This is a genomic window from Rugamonas sp. DEMB1, from assembly GCF_029834475.1.
Classification (GTDB): domain Bacteria; phylum Pseudomonadota; class Gammaproteobacteria; order Burkholderiales; family Burkholderiaceae_D; genus Rugamonas; species Rugamonas rubra.
Genome location: NZ_CP122407.1, coordinates 4,230,108 through 4,250,550, shown reverse-complemented (window position 1 = coordinate 4,250,550; position 20,443 = coordinate 4,230,108). Strand labels below are relative to the sequence as shown.

The 20,443-nt window shown below is 67.8% G+C and carries 20 protein-coding genes and 3 pseudogenes; 10 read left to right on the top strand and 13 right to left on the bottom strand.

The features are described 5' to 3' along the window. Positions 1-56 precede the first annotated feature (56 nt). The 3 pseudogenes from cls to QC826_RS19445 form a co-directional block, all read right to left on the bottom strand. Positions 57-1,446 (bottom strand): annotated as a pseudogene (gene cls / locus QC826_RS19455) (cardiolipin synthase). Beyond that, positions 1,443-3,633, bottom strand: a pseudogene (locus QC826_RS19450) (site-specific recombinase). The pseudogenes cls and QC826_RS19450 overlap by 4 nt, the downstream one beginning before the upstream one ends. Before the next feature lie 196 nt (positions 3,634-3,829). Further along, positions 3,830-5,135: pseudogene (locus tag QC826_RS19445) on the bottom strand (acetyl-CoA hydrolase/transferase family protein). Between the two features lie 216 nt (positions 5,136-5,351). Between QC826_RS19445 and QC826_RS19440 the strand changes: the two are divergent. After that, entirely contained in the window at positions 5,352-6,140 is a 789-nt protein-coding gene (locus tag QC826_RS19440; RefSeq protein ID WP_279762035.1) for a porin, read from the top strand. Positions 6,141-6,345: 205 nt separating this feature from the next. Here the strand turns inward: QC826_RS19440 and QC826_RS19435 are convergent, their stop codons facing one another. The 4 genes from QC826_RS19435 to QC826_RS19420 form a co-directional block, all read right to left on the bottom strand. Continuing rightward, a complete protein-coding gene (locus QC826_RS19435; protein WP_279762034.1) occupies positions 6,346-6,888 on the bottom strand; it encodes a DUF3617 domain-containing protein in 543 nt (180 codons plus the stop codon). A 143-nt stretch (positions 6,889-7,031) separates the two neighbouring features. After that, positions 7,032-7,178, bottom strand: coding sequence for a lmo0937 family membrane protein (locus tag QC826_RS19430; RefSeq protein ID WP_139236505.1), 147 nt, complete (start codon positions 7,176-7,178; stop codon positions 7,032-7,034). 184 nt (positions 7,179-7,362) lie between these two features. Further along, on the bottom strand, positions 7,363-7,581 hold the full coding sequence (locus QC826_RS19425) for a hypothetical protein (RefSeq protein ID WP_279762033.1): 219 nt from the start codon (positions 7,579-7,581) through the stop codon (positions 7,363-7,365). 195 nt (positions 7,582-7,776) lie between these two features. Continuing rightward, positions 7,777-8,412, bottom strand: coding sequence for a glycine zipper 2TM domain-containing protein (locus tag QC826_RS19420; protein WP_279762032.1), 636 nt, complete (start codon positions 8,410-8,412; stop codon positions 7,777-7,779). A 264-nt stretch (positions 8,413-8,676) separates the two neighbouring features. Here QC826_RS19420 and QC826_RS19415 point away from each other — a divergent pair, with 264 nt between their 5' ends. Beyond that, a complete protein-coding gene (locus tag QC826_RS19415; protein ID WP_279762031.1) occupies positions 8,677-9,423 on the top strand; it encodes a Crp/Fnr family transcriptional regulator in 747 nt (248 codons plus the stop codon). A gap of 81 nt (positions 9,424-9,504) precedes the next feature. On the opposite strand, the gene osmB is transcribed toward QC826_RS19415, so the two are convergent. The 4 genes from osmB to QC826_RS19395 form a co-directional block, all read right to left on the bottom strand. Beyond that, complete coding sequence (gene osmB, locus QC826_RS19410; protein ID WP_279762030.1) at positions 9,505-9,729, bottom strand: osmotically-inducible lipoprotein OsmB; 225 nt, start codon at positions 9,727-9,729, stop codon at positions 9,505-9,507. A gap of 244 nt (positions 9,730-9,973) precedes the next feature. Beyond that, positions 9,974-10,285 carry a hypothetical protein gene (locus QC826_RS19405; RefSeq protein ID WP_279762029.1) on the bottom strand — a complete coding sequence of 104 codons (312 nt, stop codon included), beginning with the start codon at positions 10,283-10,285 and terminating at the stop codon, positions 9,974-9,976. Between the two features lie 12 nt (positions 10,286-10,297). Then, entirely contained in the window at positions 10,298-12,040 is a 1,743-nt protein-coding gene (locus QC826_RS19400) for a hypothetical protein (protein ID WP_279762028.1), read from the bottom strand. Between the two features lie 148 nt (positions 12,041-12,188). Then, positions 12,189-14,285 carry an AsmA family protein gene (locus QC826_RS19395; RefSeq protein WP_279762027.1) on the bottom strand — a complete coding sequence of 699 codons (2,097 nt, stop codon included), beginning with the start codon at positions 14,283-14,285 and terminating at the stop codon, positions 12,189-12,191. Positions 14,286-14,655: 370 nt separating this feature from the next. Between QC826_RS19395 and QC826_RS19390 the strand changes: the two genes are divergently transcribed. From QC826_RS19390 to QC826_RS19360, 7 genes are all read left to right on the top strand, one after another. Further along, entirely contained in the window at positions 14,656-14,997 is a 342-nt protein-coding gene (locus tag QC826_RS19390; RefSeq protein ID WP_279766540.1) for a DUF4398 domain-containing protein, read from the top strand. Positions 14,998-15,157: 160 nt separating this feature from the next. After that, entirely contained in the window at positions 15,158-16,051 is an 894-nt protein-coding gene (locus QC826_RS19385) for an OmpA family protein (RefSeq protein WP_279762026.1), read from the top strand. A gap of 84 nt (positions 16,052-16,135) precedes the next feature. Next, positions 16,136-16,672: a ferritin-like domain-containing protein gene (locus QC826_RS19380; protein ID WP_279762025.1), complete on the top strand. Its 537-nt coding sequence runs from the start codon at positions 16,136-16,138 to the stop codon at positions 16,670-16,672. 72 nt (positions 16,673-16,744) lie between these two features. Continuing rightward, on the top strand, positions 16,745-17,047 hold the full coding sequence (locus tag QC826_RS19375; protein ID WP_093388425.1) for a YqjD family protein: 303 nt from the start codon (positions 16,745-16,747) through the stop codon (positions 17,045-17,047). 24 nt (positions 17,048-17,071) lie between these two features. Continuing rightward, positions 17,072-17,455 carry a phage holin family protein gene (locus QC826_RS19370; RefSeq protein WP_093388426.1) on the top strand — a complete coding sequence of 128 codons (384 nt, stop codon included), beginning with the start codon at positions 17,072-17,074 and terminating at the stop codon, positions 17,453-17,455. Positions 17,456-17,470: 15 nt separating this feature from the next. After that, a complete protein-coding gene (locus QC826_RS19365; RefSeq protein WP_279762024.1) occupies positions 17,471-17,860 on the top strand; it encodes a hypothetical protein in 390 nt (129 codons plus the stop codon). 52 nt (positions 17,861-17,912) lie between these two features. Beyond that, positions 17,913-19,067 (top strand): patatin-like phospholipase family protein, encoded by a 1,155-nt coding sequence (locus tag QC826_RS19360; RefSeq protein WP_279762023.1) that lies wholly within the window; start codon positions 17,913-17,915, stop codon positions 19,065-19,067. A gap of 89 nt (positions 19,068-19,156) precedes the next feature. Here QC826_RS19360 and QC826_RS19355 read toward each other — a convergent pair whose 3' ends face one another. Both QC826_RS19355 and QC826_RS19350 read right to left on the bottom strand, forming a co-directional pair. After that, positions 19,157-19,309, bottom strand: coding sequence for a DUF3309 domain-containing protein (locus tag QC826_RS19355; protein ID WP_279762022.1), 153 nt, complete (start codon positions 19,307-19,309; stop codon positions 19,157-19,159). Positions 19,310-19,363: 54 nt separating this feature from the next. Continuing rightward, entirely contained in the window at positions 19,364-19,807 is a 444-nt protein-coding gene (locus QC826_RS19350; protein WP_279762021.1) for a glycine zipper 2TM domain-containing protein, read from the bottom strand. A gap of 253 nt (positions 19,808-20,060) precedes the next feature. On the opposite strand from QC826_RS19350, the gene QC826_RS19345 reads away from it, so the two are divergent. After that, a complete protein-coding gene (locus QC826_RS19345) occupies positions 20,061-20,372 on the top strand; it encodes a BON domain-containing protein (RefSeq protein WP_279762020.1) in 312 nt (103 codons plus the stop codon). Positions 20,373-20,443: the final 71 nt, after the last annotated feature.

Below are 20,443 nucleotides of genomic sequence, written 5' to 3'. Positions count from 1 at the left end.
GGCGACAATTTAGGGTCGGACCCTAGGGTCTGACCCTGGCTGAGCGAACCGGCCGGTCACAGCCAGTAGTTCATGAAGCGCGCCGCCCACTCCTTGACGCGGTTGCCCAGCGGACGGTCGCGCCATTGCTCCAGGGTGATGCGCTGCGAGTCGCGCAGGTTCGTCCTGGAAGGCCCGTTCCATCTCGCTGCCGAAGGCCTCGCCCAGCACGATCACGTTCAGCTCGCTGTTGTGCAGGAAGCTGCGGGTGTCGATGTTGGTCGAGCCGACGGTGGCCCAGACGCCGTCGATGACGGCGGTCTTGGCGTGCAGCACGGCCAGTTTCAGTTGGAAGATCTTGACGCCGGCGGCCAGTAGTTCGTCGTAGAAGGCGTGGCCGGCGTGGAACACCAGGCCGCTGTCGGACACCCCCGGCAGCACGATGCTGACCTCGACGCCGCGCCGGGCGGCGCCCTTCAGCGCCTCCACCGTCTGGCGGTCCGGCACGAAGTAGGCCGAGGTCAGGTGGATGGTCTTCTTGGCCTGCTGGATGGCCAGGTTGTAGGCCTTGAAGATCTCGAACTGGCCGCCCGGATCGCTGGCCAGCACGCGCATCAGCTTGTCGCCGGCGATCACCGGCTGGGGGAAGTAGTCGGCCTCGGCCAGGTCGTCCTGGTCCTGGCCGGCCCAGTGGCGCACGAAGCTCCACTGGAAGGCGGCCACCGCCGGCCCCTCGACCTTGATGTGGGTGTCGCGCCAGCCCACCTGCGACGCCTCGGTGGGCTTGGACTTGGAGCGGAACAGCGAGCTCTTGGCGTAGGTGCCGCTGATGTTGATGCCGCCGGTGAAGGCCACCCTGCCGTCGACGATCAGCAGCTTGCGGTGGTCGCGGCTGTTGACCTTCCAGGCCTCGCCGCGCAGCTTGGCCGGGTTGACCGGGTTGAAGGCGAGCAGGTGGATGCCGGCCGCGCGCATGCGCTCGAAGAACTCCTGCGGCACGCCGAGCGTGCCGACGCTGTCGTAGATGATGTTGACGGTGACGCCGGCGCGCTGCTTGGCGATCAACAGGTCGGCGAACTGCAGGCCGAGCGGGTCCTGGTCGAAGATGTAGGTTTCCAGGTTGATGTTGTTGCGCGCGGCGGCGATGGCCTTTTGCATCTCGGCCATGGTCTGCGGGCCGTCGAACAGCAGGGTCGCCTTGTTGCCGGCGATCAGGGGCACGCCGGTGACTGCCTCCTCCAGCGCGGCCTGGGCCTTCTGGTCCAGGGTCGCCTTGGGCCAGCGCCGCGCCAGCAGGGCGCGGGCGCGTTCCTCGCTGAGCACGCCGTGCACGCCGCTGACGCTGGGCATGGCGCCGGCCGTCGGCGTGGCCGGGGCGGCGCCCAGGTCCGGCAGCGAAGCGCAGGCGCACAGCGCCCAGCACGTCAGTGTGATCGGGAGCCAGCGCGCGACGCTCGTGGTGTTCATCTGTGAACCTTGTGCTTGGATTGAACCTCGTCCGCCGGCGGGGCCGGCGGGGTTTCCTTGGCGCCGATGAAGAATTCCAGCGGCGCCTTGAGGAATTTGCGTCCCAGCACCTTGAGCAGGGCGATGCCGTGCTCGAAGCGCACCTGGCGCGAGCGCAGCGCCACCCACAGCGCCAGGCCGAAACTGACCAGCAGGTTGACCGAGCCGATGGCCAGGAAGCCGACGATGGACTTGGTGGCGAGTTGCCAACCCATATTATGGTCGAGTGCCACCAAGGCTGTCGCAAAGTTGGCCGAGGAGAAGGTGACGTGGCGGATGTCGAGCGGCAGGCCGAGCAAATAGCCCAGGGTGCCGATGGTGCCGAGCAGGATGCCGAAGAAGAAATTGCCCATCAGACCGCCCAGGTTGTTCTCCAGGTACAGGCCGAGGCGGTCCAGGCGCTGCTGGCCGATCAAGCGGCCCAGGCCGCGCAGCTGGCCGATGCGCTGCGCCCAGCGGGTGTACAGGGCCTGGTTGTCGTAGTAGCCGGAGATCAGGCCGGCGACGAACAGGCAGACGCCGGCGATGGCGGCGTAGAACAGCGCCGGGCTGCCGATCGGGTCGATGTCGTGCAGCAGGTGCATGGCCTTCTCCGGCGTCACCAGGTGGCGCCCGGTGATGGCCTTGTAGCCGAGCGCGATCAGCCAGGCGGTGGGGATGGCGGTGGCCAGGTTGCCCAACACCGCCATGTTCTGCGTGCGGAAGACCTTGTTGATCAACTCGGCCATGCTGTCGAGGTCGATGTGGCGGCCGTCCTTGCTGTGCAGGCCGGCGGCGATGCGCGAGGCCGTCATGGCCGGCTGCTTGGTGGCCACGGTGAAGTGCAGCAGGTGGATGAACATGAAGCCGACCGAGTAGTTCAAGCTGTACAGGAAGGCCTCGACCAGCGGCGCGGCGCGCAGGTAGGACATGAGGATCTTGAATAGGGCCATGAAGCCGATCACCACGCCGGCGCCGGCCGACGACAGGAACATGGCGCCCATCTGGCCGCGGTTGTCGGCCACGTAGTGCTCGCCGGTGCGGCTGGCGTTCTCGGTGATGTTGCGCGCCAGCAGGTCGATATTGTCGGCGAACAGGTCGCGCACGGCGTACTTGTTGTTGTGCGCCTCGATCAGCTCCAAGGTCAGGGCGAGGCCGGCGGCGCGGCGCTGCTGCGCCGGCGTGGCGGCCTGGGCGGCGTCGAGCGCGGCGCTGCTGGCGACGGCGGCGGCGGTGGCCGGGATCGCCTCGGCGCAGGCGGCGGCCAGGTCCAGGGTCGGCGCGCTGGGCAGTTCGCCGGACACGTCGACCAGGAACAGCAGCTTGCGCAGCCGGTCGATGCTCTGGCTCAGCGACACCAGCAAGTAGGTCAGGGCGATGCTGGTGCCCTGGCTGAGCGCCTTCTTGCGGATCTTGGCGACCACCTCGTCGCACTGGTCGAGCATCACCAGCAGGTGCTTGGCGTCCTCGATGGCGTGGGCGTCGCCGGCCAGCAGGCGGCTGTAGCCGTCCAAGTAGGCGTTGACCTCGACGTTCTGCTCCATGAAGGGCGAGTCGTAGGTCTCCATCTCGGTGTGGAAGTTGGTCAGCTTGGGTTCCAGGCCGATGGCGCAGACGCGGTAGGACAGCGTGCGGATCGCCTCGAGCAGGCCGGGCAGCATCAGGTTGGCGGCGCCGCCGGACGGGGCGGCGGGGGCGGCGGCGGCCGTGGCGGCCGCGCTGTCGCCGTCGACCGTGGCCGGGGCCGGCGCGCCGATCACGTCGAGCAGGGCCAGCCAGTCGGCGGCGGGCACGGCGGCGATCCAGATGTGGTCGGTCTTCTTGTGGATGATTTGGTCGAGCGCGTCGCTCAGGTACTCGTCGCCCAGCGCCGGCGGCAACATGCGGAAGGAGATGCGGCGCTTGAGTTCGGTGAAGAAGCCGTCGTTCGACAGCACGCCGATCTCGGTGTACAGGCTGGCGTGGCGGCGCGCGCAGCACGCTGCGGGCGTAGCCGCGCAGCGCGGCGGCGTGTTCGGGATTGCCTTTGAGCAGTTGGCAGAGGGTGCGGACGTTGGCCGTGGCGCGTTCGGCGTCGGCCGCGCGCTTGGGGCGCAGGGTGTTGAACAGCTCGACCATCAGGTCGATGTTGCTGCTGTTGGGATCGATACGTTCGAGGAGTGCGAGCATGCGGGAAAACGGACGGGCCGCATTAGTCAAAACGCCAGTATATCGTTTTGTGCGGCGCCGGTATGTACGGCGGCGTACATTGCGCTGGGGAAATGGATTGATGTGCCCCTACCCCGAGCTTCGCCACGGTCGGGGTCTGACCCCGCCGGGGTCAGACCCCTGGCTTGCGGGGTTGGCGCCGCCGTTCCGCCGCCGCTCAGCAGAGCAGGATCTTGCGCGCCGCCAGGCGCAGCTCGGCGCGGAAGTTGGGGTGGGCGATGGCGATCAGGGACTTCGGCGCGCTGGTGCGCCGACTTGCCGCGCAGCTGGGCCACGCCGTACTCGGTGACGACGTAGTTGACGTCGTTCTTGCTGGTGGTGACGTGGGTGCCCGGCGTCAAGGTCGGCACGATGCGCGAGATGCTGTCGTCCTTGGCCGTCGAGGGCAGCACGATGAAGGCCTTGCCGCCGCGCGAGCGGTTGGCGGCGCGGACGAAGTCGACCTGGCCGCCGGTGCCGGAATAGGGCAGGTGGGCGATGCTCTCGGAGCCGCACTGGCCCAGCAGGTCGACCTGCAGGCTGGCGTTGATGGCCACCAGCTTGTCGTTCTGGCCGGCGATGTAGGGATCGTTGGTGAAGTCGACCGGATGCATCTCCAGCATCGGGTTGTGGTGCATGAAGTCGTACAGCTTCTTCGAGCCGAGCGCGAAGGTGGCCACCATCTTGCCCGGCAGGTGGGTCTTGCGGCGGTTGGTGACGACGCCGGCCTCGACCAGGCTGAGGATGCCGTCGCCGATCATCTCGGTGTGGATGCCGAGGTCGACCTTGTTGGTCAGCTGCATGACGACGGCGTCGGGGATGCCGCCGTAGCCGATCTGCAGGGTCGAGCCGTCCTCGATCATGTCGGCGACGTACTTGCCGATGGCCTGCTGCACCGGGCCGATGGCCGGCAGCGGCACCTCGAACAGCGGCGCGTCGTCCTCGATCAGGGCGCTGACCTGGGAGATGTGGACGTGGCACTGGCCGTGGGCGAAGGGCACGTTGGGGTTGACCTCCAACACCAGCGCGCGCGCCTTCTTGACGGCGGCCATGGTGTAGTCGGCGCCCAGGCTGAGCGAGAAATAGCCGTGCTCGTCCATCGGCGAGGCCAGCGTGAAGACCACGTCGGCGGGAATGTCGCCGCGCTCGATGAGCACCGGCAGCTCGGAGAAGTAGGCGGGGATGAAGTCGTTCCAGCCGGCCTGGCCGCCGGGGCGCGAGGCGCCGCCGAAGAATAGCGCCAGGTGGCGCACGTGCTCGACCGTCTCGCAGTCGAAGTAGCCGTATTTGCGCAGCGCCAGGATTTGCGCCACCTTGACGTCGTGGAAGCGGCGGCGCTGTTCCGACAGGGCCGTCAGCAGGGTCGGTGGTTCGCCGACGCCGGTGGGGACGACGATGCAGTCGCCATCCTTGACGTGGCTCAGGGCGTCGTTGGCGGAACAGCGTTTGCTGTCATACAGGGCGTGTACGGATACTTGAGACATGAAGCGGCAGCCTTTCACTATCAATGAACGTGTGGCTGAACTATACGCCGCCGCCGTAGCGAAAATGCATCAAGCGTTGCGTAATATCTTTATATTGTGTTTGCCTCCGCACAGAGGCCGCTCGTCAGGAAGAAGTAAGCTAGATCGACGTTGTTGTAGACGGGCGCGGGCAGGCCGCCCTGCCTTGCTGTGCTGTGCTTGATCCGGGAGACGATCATGAAGAGCCACTACCTCGCCTGCGGCCTGCTGGCGCCGGCCTTCGCCTGCGCGCAGAACAGCGCGGCGCCGCCCCTGTACGGCGTGCTCGACGCCAACTGGGCCGACTACACCGTGCCGCGCCACGACAAGGCCATCGCTTGGCAGACGCCGCGCCTGCGCGGCATCAGCGCCAGCGCCATCTACAGCCTCGGCGAGGCGCCCGGCAACGACGCGCGCAACCGCGTCCACACCGCCACGCTGGGCTATGCGCGCGGCTGGTTCAACGTCAGCCTGTCGCACCAGCGGCGCAGCGGTTCGGTCGACGCCGTGGCGACGCTGCCGGCGGCCGACCTGTCGGCGCAGAGCAGCCTGCTGGCGGCCAACCTGAGGCTGGGACGCGCCACCATGTACGCGGCCTACGGCCACAACCACGGCGACGGCCACCAGCCTTGGGACAGCGGCAACCCCTACGGCGCGCTGGCCTTCTCCACGCCGGCCAGCAACAGCCGCGACCTGTTGTTCGGCCTTGCCGTGCCGTTCGGCCGGACCACGTTGTTGGCCTCCGTGATCCACCGCGCCGACCACACGCTGCTCAACCAGGACGCGCGCCAGTTGGCGCTGGGCATGAGCTATTCGCTGTCGCGGCGCACGGATTTCTACGCCTCGGTGGCGCGCGTGCGCTACCAGAACAGCGGCTACGGCGCGCTCGGCAATGGCCTGGGCCTTGGCGTCGCTCCCGGCCCCGGCCCCGGCGCGATGCCGCGCGCCGACCGCGCCCTCAACATCGGCCTGCGCTACGGCTTCTGAGCGGGCGAAGCTAGTGTAGTGTTGCGCCCTTGTTGATGCATAAAAATGCGCCTTTGCCCGCCATGCGTCGTTGCCAATCCTCGCGATAGCCTGCTATCGCTCCGGTTGGCGCCTAGCCTGGCGAGCAAACGCATCATTTTTATATGCACCCCCAAGAACGCAACACTACACTAGCTGCGCCAGGTTTGCCCGATGGGCGCGGCGCTCAGCGCGGCTTGGCGGCGCAGGTCGGCCCCAGCCATTTGCCGCTGGTCTCCACCGTCACTTGTTCCGGCTTGCCGCTGGCGCTGCTGTTGACCAGCATGGTCATGGCGAAGCCGCTGTCGCCGAGGTAGCGCAGCTGGCCACGGCCGCTGGCCGGCGGACTGGTGCAGCTGAAGGCGATGTTCACGCCGCCGGCGACCGGCTGGTTGTTCGATGTGCATTTGCCCTGCTGGCCGGTGGGCACCTCGCCGCGCGCCGCCATCTCCGGCGTGATGCAGGCCTGCACGCTGAGGCCGCCGTCGGCGCCCGCCTTCGGCATGCCGGCGCCGTGCTGGGACAGCATCGCCTCCATCTGCTGGCGCTGCTCGGGCGGCAGCTTGGCCAGATGCTGCAGCGCGGCGCTCATCGCCTGATCGGTCTCCGCGTTGCCGCTCTTTAACTTGTTGCTCATTTCCCAGAGCCCGGGCTTCATGTTTTGCGCGCCGGCGGCGCCGGCGGCGAGCAGCGTCAGCGTGGCGAGGAGGTGTTGGGTGGCGCGTTTCATGGTGGCTCCGTGGCTGGGTGGGTGGGTGGCGATGGCGATGGCGATGGCACAGCTTAGCGCAAACGGGCGGCGCCAACGGCGAACGGCGCGCCACGCCGAGCGTGCCGCGCCGTTCGCCGGCCCTTGCGGGCACGGAGGCGGAGCTAGACGCCGCGTCCGCTAATCAGGCGCAGCAGTACCATGATGACGGCGATCACCAGCAGCACGTGGATGAAACCGCCGATGGTGTAGGACGTGACCAGGCCAAGCAGCCACAGGATGAGCAGAACTACTGCGATGGTATAGAGCATGATGGTCCCCTTGCGTAGAGTGTGAAATGCGACGGCCCCGCTGCCGGCGTGCTGGCGGGAGGGCGTCGATCGCGATGTCGTGCTGGCATCGATACTGGCCAGCGCGAATCATGTAGCCATTATCGCGAGAGGCGCGCTGCGCTTCCGTTCGCTGCCGTACATAGCCCGGGGGACGTTTCAACACTCAGCGGCGGTGGCGGCGTTCGACCGGGGCGTGGGCGAACCAGTCCAGCATGCCGAGCAGGCCGGTGGCGCCGACCAGGCCGACCAGCATGCCGCCGGTGATGAGCAGGGTGACGGTCAGTTCCGGCATGGCCGGGTCGCTCAGGTTGAGGGCGGCGAAACCCAGGCGCGCGATCAGCAGGCCCAGCAGGACGATCGCGCTCCAGATGTATTTACGCATGTTTCTGTTCCTTGTGTGACAACGGGCCGAGGGTGACGGCTGGTTGCCATTGTCGCGCCGGCATGCGGATTGATCTGTTCGCCATTTCACTTACCCGCACGAAACGCAACAAACCGGCGCCAAACGCGACAACCCCGCGACGGGCGCGGGGTTGTGTGGTGGAAATTGCAAGGCGGCGCCGCCGCCTGCGAGTGCCTAACCGTTGGCGCGCAACTGGCCGTTGACGATCTTGACGGCGTCGCCGTTGCCCCAGCCCGGTTTGCTGCCCTGGTGCAGGGTGCGGCTGCTGCCGTCGTCCATGCGCACCACGATTTCATAGCTGTGGCTGGCGTTGACGTTGCCCTCGATCTGGTTGCCGGCGACGGCGCCGCCGACGGCGCCGACCACGGTGGCCAGCTGGCGGCCGTGGCCGCCGCCGACCTGGTTGCCGAGCAGGCCGCCGAGCACGGCGCCGCCGGCCGCGCCGACGCCGCTACCCTGGGCCCGGGTGGTGATCTCGCGCACCGATTCGACCACGCCGCACTGGCGGCAGACGGCGGCCTGCTGGTTCTGCTGGCGCGCCGGGGCGGCGTCGCGCCGTTCGCCCTGGGCGCGGTGCTCGTCGAGCGCGGCGAGGCGGCGCTGCTCGGTCTGGCGGCGCGCGGCCGCGTCGCCGGACTGCGCGTCGGCCGGGTTGAGCGGCGCGGCGGCCGACTGGGCGTTGCCGTTGGAGCTGGGCAGCCAGCCCATGACGGCGGCCGTGCCGACGCCGCAGAACAGCACGACGGCGACGGCGGCGGTGATCATCAGCGGATGGGGGGCGGTCTTGGTGGGCGTGGTCGGGGTGGTCATGATGCTTCCTTGGCGTGAACAGTTGATGGATGTCATTTTGCCGTCTTGCACCTTGCCGTTCCGTGCGTCAGCGTACATACGCGACATTTATTCGCCGCTACGCTCGAAGCCAGCTCCCCATTCGCCTCATCCACCAACAACACGGCGCGCCGCGCCGGGAAGGTCGCCACCCATGTTCGCGTTCGCCTGCCTGCTGCTGCTGTCCCCCATGCCCTGCCTGTTCCACCTGCTGCGGCGGCGCCCGGTCGCCTTGACGAGGCGGCAATGAACTTGTCCACCGACCCCGGCCCGCCCGTCCGCGCGCCCGCGCGCGCCGGCGGCAACCGCCTGCTGGCCAGCCTGCCCGAGGCCGACCGGCGCCATCTGGCCGCGCTGGCCGAGGTGGTGCGGGTCGAGGTGGGCGAGGTGCTGTGCGAACCGGGCCAGCCGATGCGCCACATCTACTTCCCCGACGACTGCCTGGTCTCGCTGTTGGCCGTCGCCGAGGGGCGCATGACGCTGGAGGTCGGTTCGGTCGGCGGCGAGGGCATGATCGGCGCCTCGGTGGCGCTGGGCCACGCCGAGGCCCAGGTGCGCGCCGTGGTGCAGCGCGCCGGCCGCGCGGTGCGCGTCGACAGCCGCGACTTCTGCGCCGAGTTCGGCCGCATGGCCTCGCTGCAGCGCCTGCTCTACCGCTACACCGACACGCTGCTGGCGCAGGCCATCCAGATCGCCGTGTGCAGCCGCTTCCACGTGTTGGAGGCGCGCCTGGCCCGCTCGCTGCTGATCACCCGCGACCGGCTGCAGTCGGAGCGCTTCCACCTGACCCACGAGTTCCTCGCCCACGCGCTGGGCGTGCGGCGGGTCGGCGTGACCAAGGCGGCCAGTTCGCTGCAACAGCAGAAGTTGATTTCCTATAGCCGGGGCAATATCGAGATCCTCGACTCGGCCGGCCTGGAGGCGGTGTCCTGCCGCTGCTACGAGCTGGTCAAGGACGCCGGCGCGGGCGGCATGGCGAATTTGTTTGTTTGAGAGGGGACGGCGGGGGGCGCTGCGGGGGATTGGGGCGGGCGCGGCCGCGTGGCGGCCGCACCTTGCTGCTCGGGCCCGTGCTTAACGGCGCGGTTTGTCGACCTGGTTGCCGATGACGCCGCCGACGGCGGCGCCGCCGACCGTGCCGACGGCGCTGCCGCCGGTCAGCACCGAGCCGGCCACGGCGCCGACGCCGGCGCCGATGGCGGTGTTCTTGTCCTGCCGCGACATGCCGGCGCAGGCGCTCAGGCTCAGGGCGAGGGTCAGCACGAGGGCCGGTGCGGCGAGTTTTTTGATGATGGTCATGAGGATCTCCTAGTCGGGTGGCTGCTGGCGGAATCGTCGCGTTGCCACCGATAGGGCGAGAGTAGTGGAGCGCCGGCCACGGCTCCGTTCGCCAACGCACATTGCGCTGTAAAACTTGTTACCGGGCCTACTGGACGCCCTATGGACGGACGCCGGCGCCCCCGGGAAATTCAATCCGTTTGGTGCGGAGCCACACTGCGTCTCCCCCAAAGGAAAACGGCCCGAAGGCCATTTTTCTCCCGCCTCAGTACTTCCGGATGGCCGGCGCCACCTTGTTCGTAGGCCAGGATGCCGTCCCTTTTCCGCCAGCCTGCGTCCCCTGCGGCTTCTGGGCCGCGTCGTCGCCGAGCGGGTTCGTGCCACGTGCGCGAGTCACCGTGCCGGTGGCCGCCGCGTTCGATTTCACCATAAAAACGGCACGCGCCGCCACGCCATCGCCTTTTCCATGGCGTACAAGGCTCTCATGAAAGACCCGTTTGGCGATCTCCACAGCTCTCGACTCATCGGCGGTCAAGCGGCGGTTCCCGAGATTAAAGTTGAAAGTTTTTTCATTCATGGTCAATCCAATCTATATCCAATCCGGTTGCTTGACAAGGAACAGCGGAACCATATTGCGCAGCTTCAATTGACGCGCCACCTCGTTATCGGATCGTCCGTCGAGCGTCGTCTGACGCTTTTTAACTGATTCCAAGGTCAATAGTACACCCAAGCTGCCATGGAGTAGCGCGATCTCCTGGGTACGGCCGCCGGCGTCGCGCCACAAGCCAATCGACCGGGCCGGCCGAGATTCCAACCAATTCGAACGGTCAACCATCGCCGAGCAGGTGAAACTGAGCACGGCCGAGCCAGGATCATCGGCCAACACGGTCGCATAACGGCCAGGCCACCGCGTTCCCAGTTGCGGTCCGTCCATGAGTAAAGCGATCACAAGGTTCGGTCCCACTGCCCGGATAATATTGATTGCTGGATCCGCCCGCGCCAGATCCTCGCAAATCAGGGTCGTTATGCTCATGTCCTTTCGCAGCCCGAAGAACGACAACTGGCGGTTGCCTACGTCGATGTCTTCCCACCACTGCGAATTGTCGTCATCGTTGTCGAAGTCCAGCGCGTACCGTTCCACTTGGCTGGCGTCGAGGCGCCACCGGTGGTGTTTGTTGTGTTCGCGTTTGACCGCCCCCTCATCCTTGCGTAAAACGAAGGTCTGCGCGCGGTTGTAAGTCGCGCCAGTTTCCGGGTCAGTGTCCAGCACGCCGGTGATAAGAAACTCGATATGGACGTGATTTTCCTCCAGCGCCTCGACCAACTGTTTCGCTAGGTCGGTAGTCAACGCACACTCTGGCAGCACGATGCCATCGGGCATCGCTCCCGAATGATAGTAGGCCTGCCGGATAAGCGGTATGAGCAGCTCTTCGGCAAGTCTCTTTCCGGTGATCGGTCCGTCCGCCAATTGTAGCCAACGCTGATTCAGCTTGAAGTACGCCGGCAAGCTGTGGCTGATGCCGAACGCCTGGCGCTTGGAACTCAGCTCAAAGCAGTCCGCGTCCACGGTGTAGGGAAACGGAACTAGCAGTAGGCGTACGTCGTAGGGAAGCTGGGGATTGGATCGATCTGCCGATGCGCGTTCTGTCGTGGACCAAATCCACGATGGCTGAACTATTGTCGATGGCGGTAGCAGCGCTAAAAAGTGGCTTAATGATCGTACAGTACAGCCGACCGACGCCGTGAGCGACTTGGGCAGAACGACCGCGAGATCAGGGGGAACCATGACGCAAAAGGATGTGGGAAGGTGACGTAGCAGCTTAGCCGCTTCAACCGGATCGGACATGCATCCCATGGTGTACGACGCAAAGGGACACTGGAGTGCGGATTTCTCATCGACGTCCCAGCCCATACCAGAACAGGTTTCATCTGCGACGGCGAACATTGTCAGCAGAATAGCGACCAGCGCAGGGAGCGAGCAAACGTCGCTTAACTCGGTATCGCCGTGGGTGCTCCACATCGTTTCCCACAGTGCCGCCAACTGTGTCGGCACGGCGCCGGGGTCTTCATTCCAGGAGCGCGCCATCTCTTGAACGTCTTTCAGGCGCAGCACGTGGTCGGAAAGTCGATGACGATCCGGACTCGCCAGCGTGTAACAACCGGAGCGTTCGACAATCGACGCGACAACCGCAAAAAGATCGGGGGGCCAGTTCGGGCAGGTTTGCCGGTAGGCGTCGAGGATGATCTTGTCTTTGTCCTTGTCCAGACTATCGCCGACAAAGGCGTTCGTACCGCCGGGGGTGAGATGCAGTATGTATTCGCGGATGTTCAAAGGTATGGGTACTCGATGTGCTTGCGTGAACTTGTAGGTCACCAGTGTAGCGGACGTCAACTGAGGTAACTTGATATTTATGCACGCTTCCATTTGATAAACTTGTCAAATCTCCGCCCCCCCCCCATTCTTTCTCAAAACATTCAAGCTAGCGCTTGCGCTGCGGCGCCGGGCGCTGGCCGGGCGGCGGCGCCACCGCCTTGCCGGCGGCGTCGGCCAGCAGGCGGGCGCAGCCGCTCGGCCGGTCCGGCCCGCTGCTCAGCAGCGGCACCACGGCGGCCACCGGCGCCACCACGGCCAGCGCCAGCGCGCCGCCGGCGCGCAGCGCCAACACCCCCTTGTCGATGCTGAAGTCGGGCTGCTTGAAGGTGCCGTGCACGTAGATCGGCGCGCGCAGCGAGAACACGCGCAGGCCCCGGCTGTCCGGCTTGAGCTTCAGATCGAGCCGCTCGCTGGCCAGGTTGACGGTGCCGTCGACGGTGAGCAGGGAGTCCTCGGTGTCGAGCACGAAGCGGCGCGTGCGCATCAGGCCGCGTTCGACGCCGAACTCGCTGACCATGCAGTTGAGCTTGACCTGCTTGTCGCCGACCAGCTTGGCCAGCACCACGTTGCCGATGTTCAGGCCGAGCTCCTCGAGCAGCAGCTTGCTCACCGTGCCCTGGTTGACCACGCCCTTGACCTCGCCGCTGGAGCTGGCCAGCAGGCTGGCCACCGAGTTGCCGGTGGCCGACAGGGCGATGTCGGCGTTGATCTCGCCGACGCTGGCCTGCACGCCGTCGAGCGCCGGCAGCAGCTGCTTGAGCTGGATGTGGCTGGCGCTGGCCTTGAGCTCGGCGCGGATGGCGTCCGGGCTGAGCTTGCCGCTGCCGTCGAGCTTGACCTCGGACTTGAACTTGCCGCCGGCCACATCGAAGTTGAGCGGGCTCAGCGTCAGCACGCCGTCCTTCAGGTGCAGCACGGTGTTCAGGTTGTGGACCGGCAGCTCCTTGGCGCGCACGATGCGCTTGGCCTGGAAGCCGACGTCGGCGTCGAGCGCGGTCCAGCGCTCGGTCTTGAAGGTTTCCACCGGCAGCAGCTTGTCGCCCGGCTGCACCGCCGCCACGCCGCGCGCCTGCTTGCTGGCGTTGGAGTCGGCGCCGATCAGCGGGCCGAGGTCGGCGAACTGCAGCAGCGTCGAGCTGACCGCGCCGCTCAGGCGCGGCCGTGGCCGGCCGCTCTCGAAGACCAGCTTGCCGCCGATGTCGCTGGCGCCGACCTTGCCGGTGAATTTGTCGTAGGTCCAGCGGCTGCCGTCCTTGCCCAGGCTGCCGAGCAGGTGGCCCTCGGTGGCGAAGGCCGGCGTCTCCGGCAGCAGCACGCCGGTCAGCGGGTACAGCCGGGCCATGCTGGGGCCGGACAGCTTGAGCCGCAGGTCGAGCGCGGCCAGTTCGGTGGGCCGGGTCAGCGTGCCGACCACGGCGATGCGGCTGGCGCCGACGCTGATGTCGGCCGCCAGCGGGTAGGGCGTGGTCTGCTCCTGCAGCGACAGCACGGCGCCGGCCTTGCCGCTGCCGCTCAGCGGCTGGCCGTTCCAGCGCCCGCGCAGGGTCCAGGCGACGCCGTAGGCCGGGTCGCTGATGGTGTCGACGGCGGCGCTGGCGTCGATCTTCTTGAGCGCGTCGACCAGTTGCACGGTGCCCTTGGTGAACACCACGCGGCGCAGGTCGAGGCGCCAGGGCGAGGGTTTGTCGGCCGGCTTGAAGGTCCAGTTGTTGCGGCCGTCGGCCTCGCGCCGCAACACCACGAAGGGGCGCTCGAAGCGCAGCACGGGGATGGCGATGCGTTGTTGCAGCAGCGGCAGCAGCTCGATGGCGAAGGACAGCTGGCCGACGCTGGCCATCTCGGCCGGCGCCAGCGGCACGGCGCGCACGTCCTTGCCGCCGTCGGCGCTGGAGCTGAGCGCGTCGGCCGGCAGCGTCGCCGGATTGCCGAGGTGGACGTCGTTGGCCAGCAGGTGCGGCAGCGGCAGGTAGTCGCTCCAGCTGCGCTCCTGCGCCGAACGGCCCTGGCGTTGCCAGGTCAGCGCCAGCGCGCCACGGATCTCGAAGGGGCGGTCGATGGCCTCGCCGACCTTGGCGTTGAGCCAGGGGCGGGCCTGGTTCCAGTCGTAGTTGAGCAGCGCGACGACGGCGACGACGGGCAGGACGAGCACGCTGGCGGCGACGCCGAGGACGAGGCGGCTGCGGCGCAGCTTGGGCATGGGCATGGCATGGCCTTTCTTTGTGGATGGCGGGGCGGCAGCATAGCGCGGGCGCGGCCCGAAGGCCAGCGCTGTTCGCGCCGGCGGCGCTATCGACGCCTATTCTAGGCTCTAGTGTAACGGCGCCGCGCCAGCGCCGCCGTGCGCTGGCGTACCGAGTGCGCAGCCGGTGGCGGCGCCACTTTCGGCACCTGTGTGCGGCAGCGAACTGATAGCGGGTTGGCAAGCGCCTATAACGGTATCCATCGTACGCGATCCCGTCGATCAACCGTTCCACTTTGGGAGTACAAGAATGAGCCAGTCCACCACCATCACCCCCACCTTCTTCACCACCCGCAGCCGTCCCGGCGCCGGCCTGTTGTGCGCCGTCGTTGCCATGCTGGCGCTGGGCGCCTGCGCCAGCCAGAAGACGCCGGCCACGGCCGATGTCGCCGTGTCGCGCGCGGCGGTCGAGAACGCCACCAGCGCCGGCGCCGCCGACCTGGCGCCGGCCGAGATGCAGTCGGCCCGCGACAAACTGATGCGCGCCAACCAGGCGCTCGCCGCCAAGGACTACGGCGTGGCGCGCGACCTGGCCAACCAGGCCTCGGTCGACGCCAAGCTGGCGCAGAGCAAGGCCAACTCGGCCAAGGCCAGCAACGCCGCCGACGAGCTGCAACAGAGCATCCGCGTGCTGCGCGAGGAGCTCGACCGCAACAGCAAGGTGCAGCAGCAATAAAGCAGCACTAAGTGCAGCACTAAGTGCAGCAATAAGCGCAGCAATAAGCGTCGCCGTCGACGGACATAAGTGGGGCTGATGCAGGCCCCGACCGAATAAGTAGCGCTAATACGCCGACCCCGCAGCGGGCGGCGCGGCGCCAGCAACCAAGGAAACCATCATGAAAAAAGCCCACATCGTCCCCACCCTGATCGCCATGTCGGTCTTCGTCGCCGCCTGCAGCAGCGCGCCGACCACCACCAGCCTGCTGGACCAGACCCGCGGCGACTACATGACCGTGCAGAGCAATCCGAACGTGGCGCGTCTGGCGCCGACCGAGTTCAAGCAGGCCAGCGAGGCGCTCGACCAGGCCAACGCCGCCGCCGCCCGCAAGGACAGCCCGGAGGCGATCGACAAGCTGGCCTATCTGGCCAAGCAGAAGATCGCCACGGCGCGCGAGGTGGCCAAGCAGAAGGGCGCCGAGGCCGAGGTGGCCGACGCCGCCCGCCAGCGCGACCAGATCCGCCTCGACCAGCGCACCCAGGAGGCCGACCAGGCCCGCCTGAGCGCCGAGCAGGCGCGCCAGCAGGCCGCCGCCGCCAACAGCCAGACGGCCGGTGCCGAGGCCGCCGCGCGCGACGCCCAGGCCCGCGCCGCCGCCTTGCAGGCCCAGTTGGCCGACTTGCAGGCCAAGCAGACCGAACGCGGCCTGGTGGTGACCTTCGGCGACGTGCTGTTCAACGTCGACCAGGCCCAGCTCAGCGCCGAGGGCATGCGCACCGCGCGCAAGCTGGCCGACGTGCTGACGCAAAACCCCGACAGCAAGCTGCTGGTCGAGGGCTTCACCGACAGCACCGGCAGCGCCGCCCACAACCTGGCGCTGTCGCAGCGCCGCGCCGAGTCGGTGCGCAACGCGCTGGCCGGCATGGGCGTGGGCGCCGAGCGCATCGCCACCCGTGGCTACGGCGAGGCCTATCCGGTGGCGGGCAACGACAGCGCCGGCAACCGCCAGCTGAACCGCCGCGTCGAGATCGTGCTGTCGCAGAACGGCCAGCCGATCGCCACCCGCCACTAATCGCGGCACCGTCCATGTAGCAGTGGCGGCCGCAGCGGCCGCCACTGCGTTTCACCCACCGTCGCACCCACTGGAGTATCCATCATGGCTGAAGCATCCACTTCCACCCGGTCGCGTCTCGACACCGAGGCGATCCGCGCCGCCGCCCGCAACCTGCAGGACGGTCCCGTCACGGCCGGCTACCAGGGCGACCGCGCCGGCGTCGTCGCCATGCTCAACGGCGCGCTGGCCACCGAGCTGGTCTGCGTGTTGCGCTACAAGCGGCACTATTTCACCGTCAGCGGGCGCGAGAACGGCGCCGTCAAGGCCGAGTTCCTGCAGCACGCCACGCAGGAGCAGGAACACGCCGACATGCTGGCCGAGCGTATCATCCAGTTGAACGGCAAACCGGATTTCAATCCAGCAACGTTGCCGGCACGTAGCCATGCCGAGTATGATGAGTCCGACGACGTACAATCGATGGTGCGGGCCAACCTGATCGCCGAGCGCGTGGCCATCGAATCCTACCGTCAGATGATCGAGCGGATCGGCGACACGGACCCGACGACCAAGCACTTGTTGATCCAGATCATGGCGGTCGAAGAGGAACACGCCGACGATATGCGCGACTTGCTTGAATAGCCGGACGTTTTGCAGTAGTGCCGCAGTACCGAGTACGGTTTTCACTTTCCCACTAAAAACAGGAGCTTCATCATGCTGGAAAACAATATCTCTACCGTGAACAACGACGTGAAAACCCTGGTGAAGGACGCGCAGGCGCTGTTTACCGCCGCCACCGCGCTGACCGGCGAAAAGGCCGAGGAACTGCGCGGCCGCGGCATGCGCGCGCTCGACACGGCGCTGGCCAAGGCGCACGAGGCGCAGCAGAACGCGCTGGTGGCGTCGAAGGAAATGGCCAAGCAGGCCGACGTGTACGTCAAGGAAAACCCGTGGCGCTCGATCGCCGCCGCCGCCGGCATCGGCCTGCTGGTCGGCGTGATCCTGGGCCGCAAGTAATCCATCGTGGCGCACGCTGACGATATGGACAAGTCCGCCGCGCCCCATCCGGCCGGGCTGATCGCCTCGCTCGGCGCCATGACGCGCAACAGCCTCGGGCTGTTGCTGTCGCGGCTGGAGCTGGCCGCCCTCGAATTGTCCGAGGTGCGCAACAACCTGCTGCGGCTGGTGGTGGTGGCCGCGCTGGCGCTGATGGCCTGCTGGTTCTGCATCGCCTACGGCAGCGCCACCGTGGTCTACCTGGCCTGGGAGGCGATGGGTTGGAAGATCCTGCTGGTGATGACGGCGCTGTTCGCCCTCGCCACGCTGGGCCTGGCGCTGTACGCGCGCTCGATCGTGCGCCAGGGCAAGTTGTCGCTGCCGGCGACGATGGCCGAGATCAAGGCCGACCGCGACATGTTGTTGTAACCGGGGAGTGGAACCATGAGCAAAGAAGCCCAACAGGCGGCCCTGGCGGCCGCCAAGGCGCGTTTGATCGGCGAGGGCGAGCTGTACCGCATCGGCGTGGTGCACGCCAAGGCGCGCGTCGCCATGGCGCTGCGGCCGGAGGCGCTGCTGCACGGCGCCGTCGAGCACGCCGTCGGCCTGGCGCAGGCGCGTTTCGGCGCGCTGCTGCAGCCGGGCGGACTGGGCGGCCTGAACCTGAAGATGTTGATGCCCTACGCGCTGACGCTCGGTTCCTTCGTCGTCCGCAAGCGCCTGTTCAAGCCGGCGCTGGGCGTCGGCCTGGCCGTCGCCGCCGGCGCGGCCTGGCTGCTGCGGCGCCAGCGCGCGCCCGAGCAGGCGGCCGACGACAACGACGTCGCCGACTAGACGACGCCCCCAACGCCGCCACCGCGCGGCGTTTTTTTCAGCAGGAGCCAATTTGTCCGAGAAGATCCACCCCCTCAATCCCGCCGGGCTGCGCGTGGTGCTGGTGCTGCAGGGCGGCGGCGCGCTGGGCGCCTACCAGGCCGGCGTCTACCACGCGCTGCACGAGCACGACCTGGTGCCCGACTGGATCGTCGGCACCTCGATCGGCGCCATCAACGCCGCCATCCTGGCCGGCAACCCGAAGGAGTCGCGGCTGCTCAAGCTGAAGGCGTTCTGGCAGCGCATCGCCCACGACGACCCGGTCGACATGGCCCGCATCCCCGACCAGCAGCGCCGCGCCAACATCTGGCTGCAGAGCTGGGACACCATCGTGCGCGGCGTGCCGGGCTTCTTCAAGCCGCGCCTGCTCAGCCTGTTCGGCATGGGCATGGCGGTGGCGCCCGAGCAGGCCAGCTTCTACGACACCAGCGAGCTGGGCGAAACGCTCGAGGAGCTGGTCGACTTCGACTACCTGAACGCGCCGGGCGGCATGCGGCTGACCGTCAACGCGCTGCGTGTCAAGTGCGGCACGCTGCGCCGCTTCGACAGCAAGGAGGGCGCGCTGGGGGTCGACCACATCCGCGCCAGCGGCGCGCTGCCGCCGGGCTTTCCGGCGGTGCGCATAGACGGCGAGCTGTTCTGGGACGGCGGCCTGTATTCGAACACCCCGCTCGAGACGGTGCTGGACGACCCGTCGCACGCCGACACGCTGTGCTTCATGGTCGACCTGTGGAGCGCCGAGGGCGACGAGCCGACCACCCTCGACGAGGTGCAGACGCGGGCCAAGGACGTCACCTTCGCCTCGCGCTCGAAGCGCCACATCGAGGACTACGTGGCGACCCACAACATGCGCCACCGGCTGCGCCAGTTGTACGCCGCCTTGCCGGACTCGGCCAAGGGCGCGCAGAGCGCGCGCGAGCTCGCCGAGCTGGGCAGCGGCACCACGCTGCACATCGTGCGCCTGCCCTATGCCGGGCGCGACTGGCACATGGCGGCCAAGGACATCAACTTCTCGCGCGGCTCGATCGAGTGGCGCTGGGACCAGGGCTACCAGGACGCGATGCGCGCCATCAAGGCGGCCGGCTGGCTGTCCTTCGTCACCGAGGACACGCCGCTGGTGGTGCACGAGCTGCCGCCGCACCAGGTGGCGGCGCCGGCGCCGGCCTGAGGCGGCGCGCGCGGCGCGCGCTGCAACCAGCACAGGGGGCGCCGCGGCGCCCCCTGTCGCATCCCGCCGCCGGCCGTGCCGGCCTCGGCCTACAGCCTGCCGGTCAGCAGCATGATCAGCAGGATCACCACGATCAGGCCGGTGACGCCGCTCGGCGCGTAGCCCCAACTGCGGCTGTGCGGCCAGGTCGGCAGGGCGCCGATCAGCGCCAGGACCAGAATGATCAAAATCAGTGTGCCCATCTTATTCTCCTTGTTGGGGTGGCGCGGCGCCCGCGGCGGCGATCGGTGTCAACATCAATAGCGGTAGACGCGGCCGTCGACCAGGCGCACGCGGTTGCCCACGCGCAGGTCGTAGACGCTGTCCTGGGTGACGATGCGGTAGTCGCCGTTGTCCATGCGCACGCTGATCTGGTAGCTGTCGCGCGCCTGGGCGCGGCTGCCCTCGACCTGGTTGCCGACCACGGCGCCGCCGACGGCGCCGGCCACGGTGGCGGCGGTGCGGCCGCTGCCCGAGCCGATCTGGTTGCCCAGCAGGGCGCCGACCAGGCCGCCGGCGACGGCGCCGGCGCCGCTATTGGCCGGCTTGCTGGCGACCACCTGGATCGAGTCGATGGTGCCGTAGCCCATGTTCTGCTCCTGCGAGGAGTAGGAGCTCTGTTGCGGCGCGGTGCTGGCGCAGCCGCCGAGCAGGGCGGCGCCGGCCAGCAGCGCGGCGGCGATGGGGGTGGTGGTGTTCATAGGATGTCCTCCTGAAAAGTGTCAGGCCAGAGTAGACCGGCGGCCGGCACGGGTCTGTGCGCTGGCGAACGTTGCCGCCGCCGCCCGGGCCATTTGCGCGGCGAGGAAAAAGCCGCACTGTGTTCGATACCGAACAGAGGGGCGGGGGCGAAGGGCGTAAAACATCTCCATCGGCTCAGCAACACGCCGGGTGTTGAAACGCTCGCAGTGAGCACCAGTTGGTCCCACCGCAATTCCCCCAAGGAGAATCACCATGAAACTAGCCCATAAAATCGCTACCGCCCTGTTCACCGTCTCGCTGCTGGCCACCGCCGGCTGCGCCTCGACCTCCACCAAGGAAGGCACCGGCGAGTACGTCGACGACTCGGTCATCACGACCAAGGTCAAGGCCAGCATCTTCAACGAGCCGACGCTGAAATCGACCGAGATCAACGTCGAAACCTTCAAGGGCACCGTGCAGCTGAGCGGCTTCGTCGCCCAGCCGGCCGACATCGCCAAGGCCGGCGAGATCGCCCGTGGCGTCAAGGGCGTGACCGCGGTGAAGAACGACATCCGCGTCAAGTAAGCGCGGACCGGGCCGGCGCCGCGCGCGCCGGCCAGCGTCGCACCGGCCGCCAGGGCAGGGGCCGTCAACGG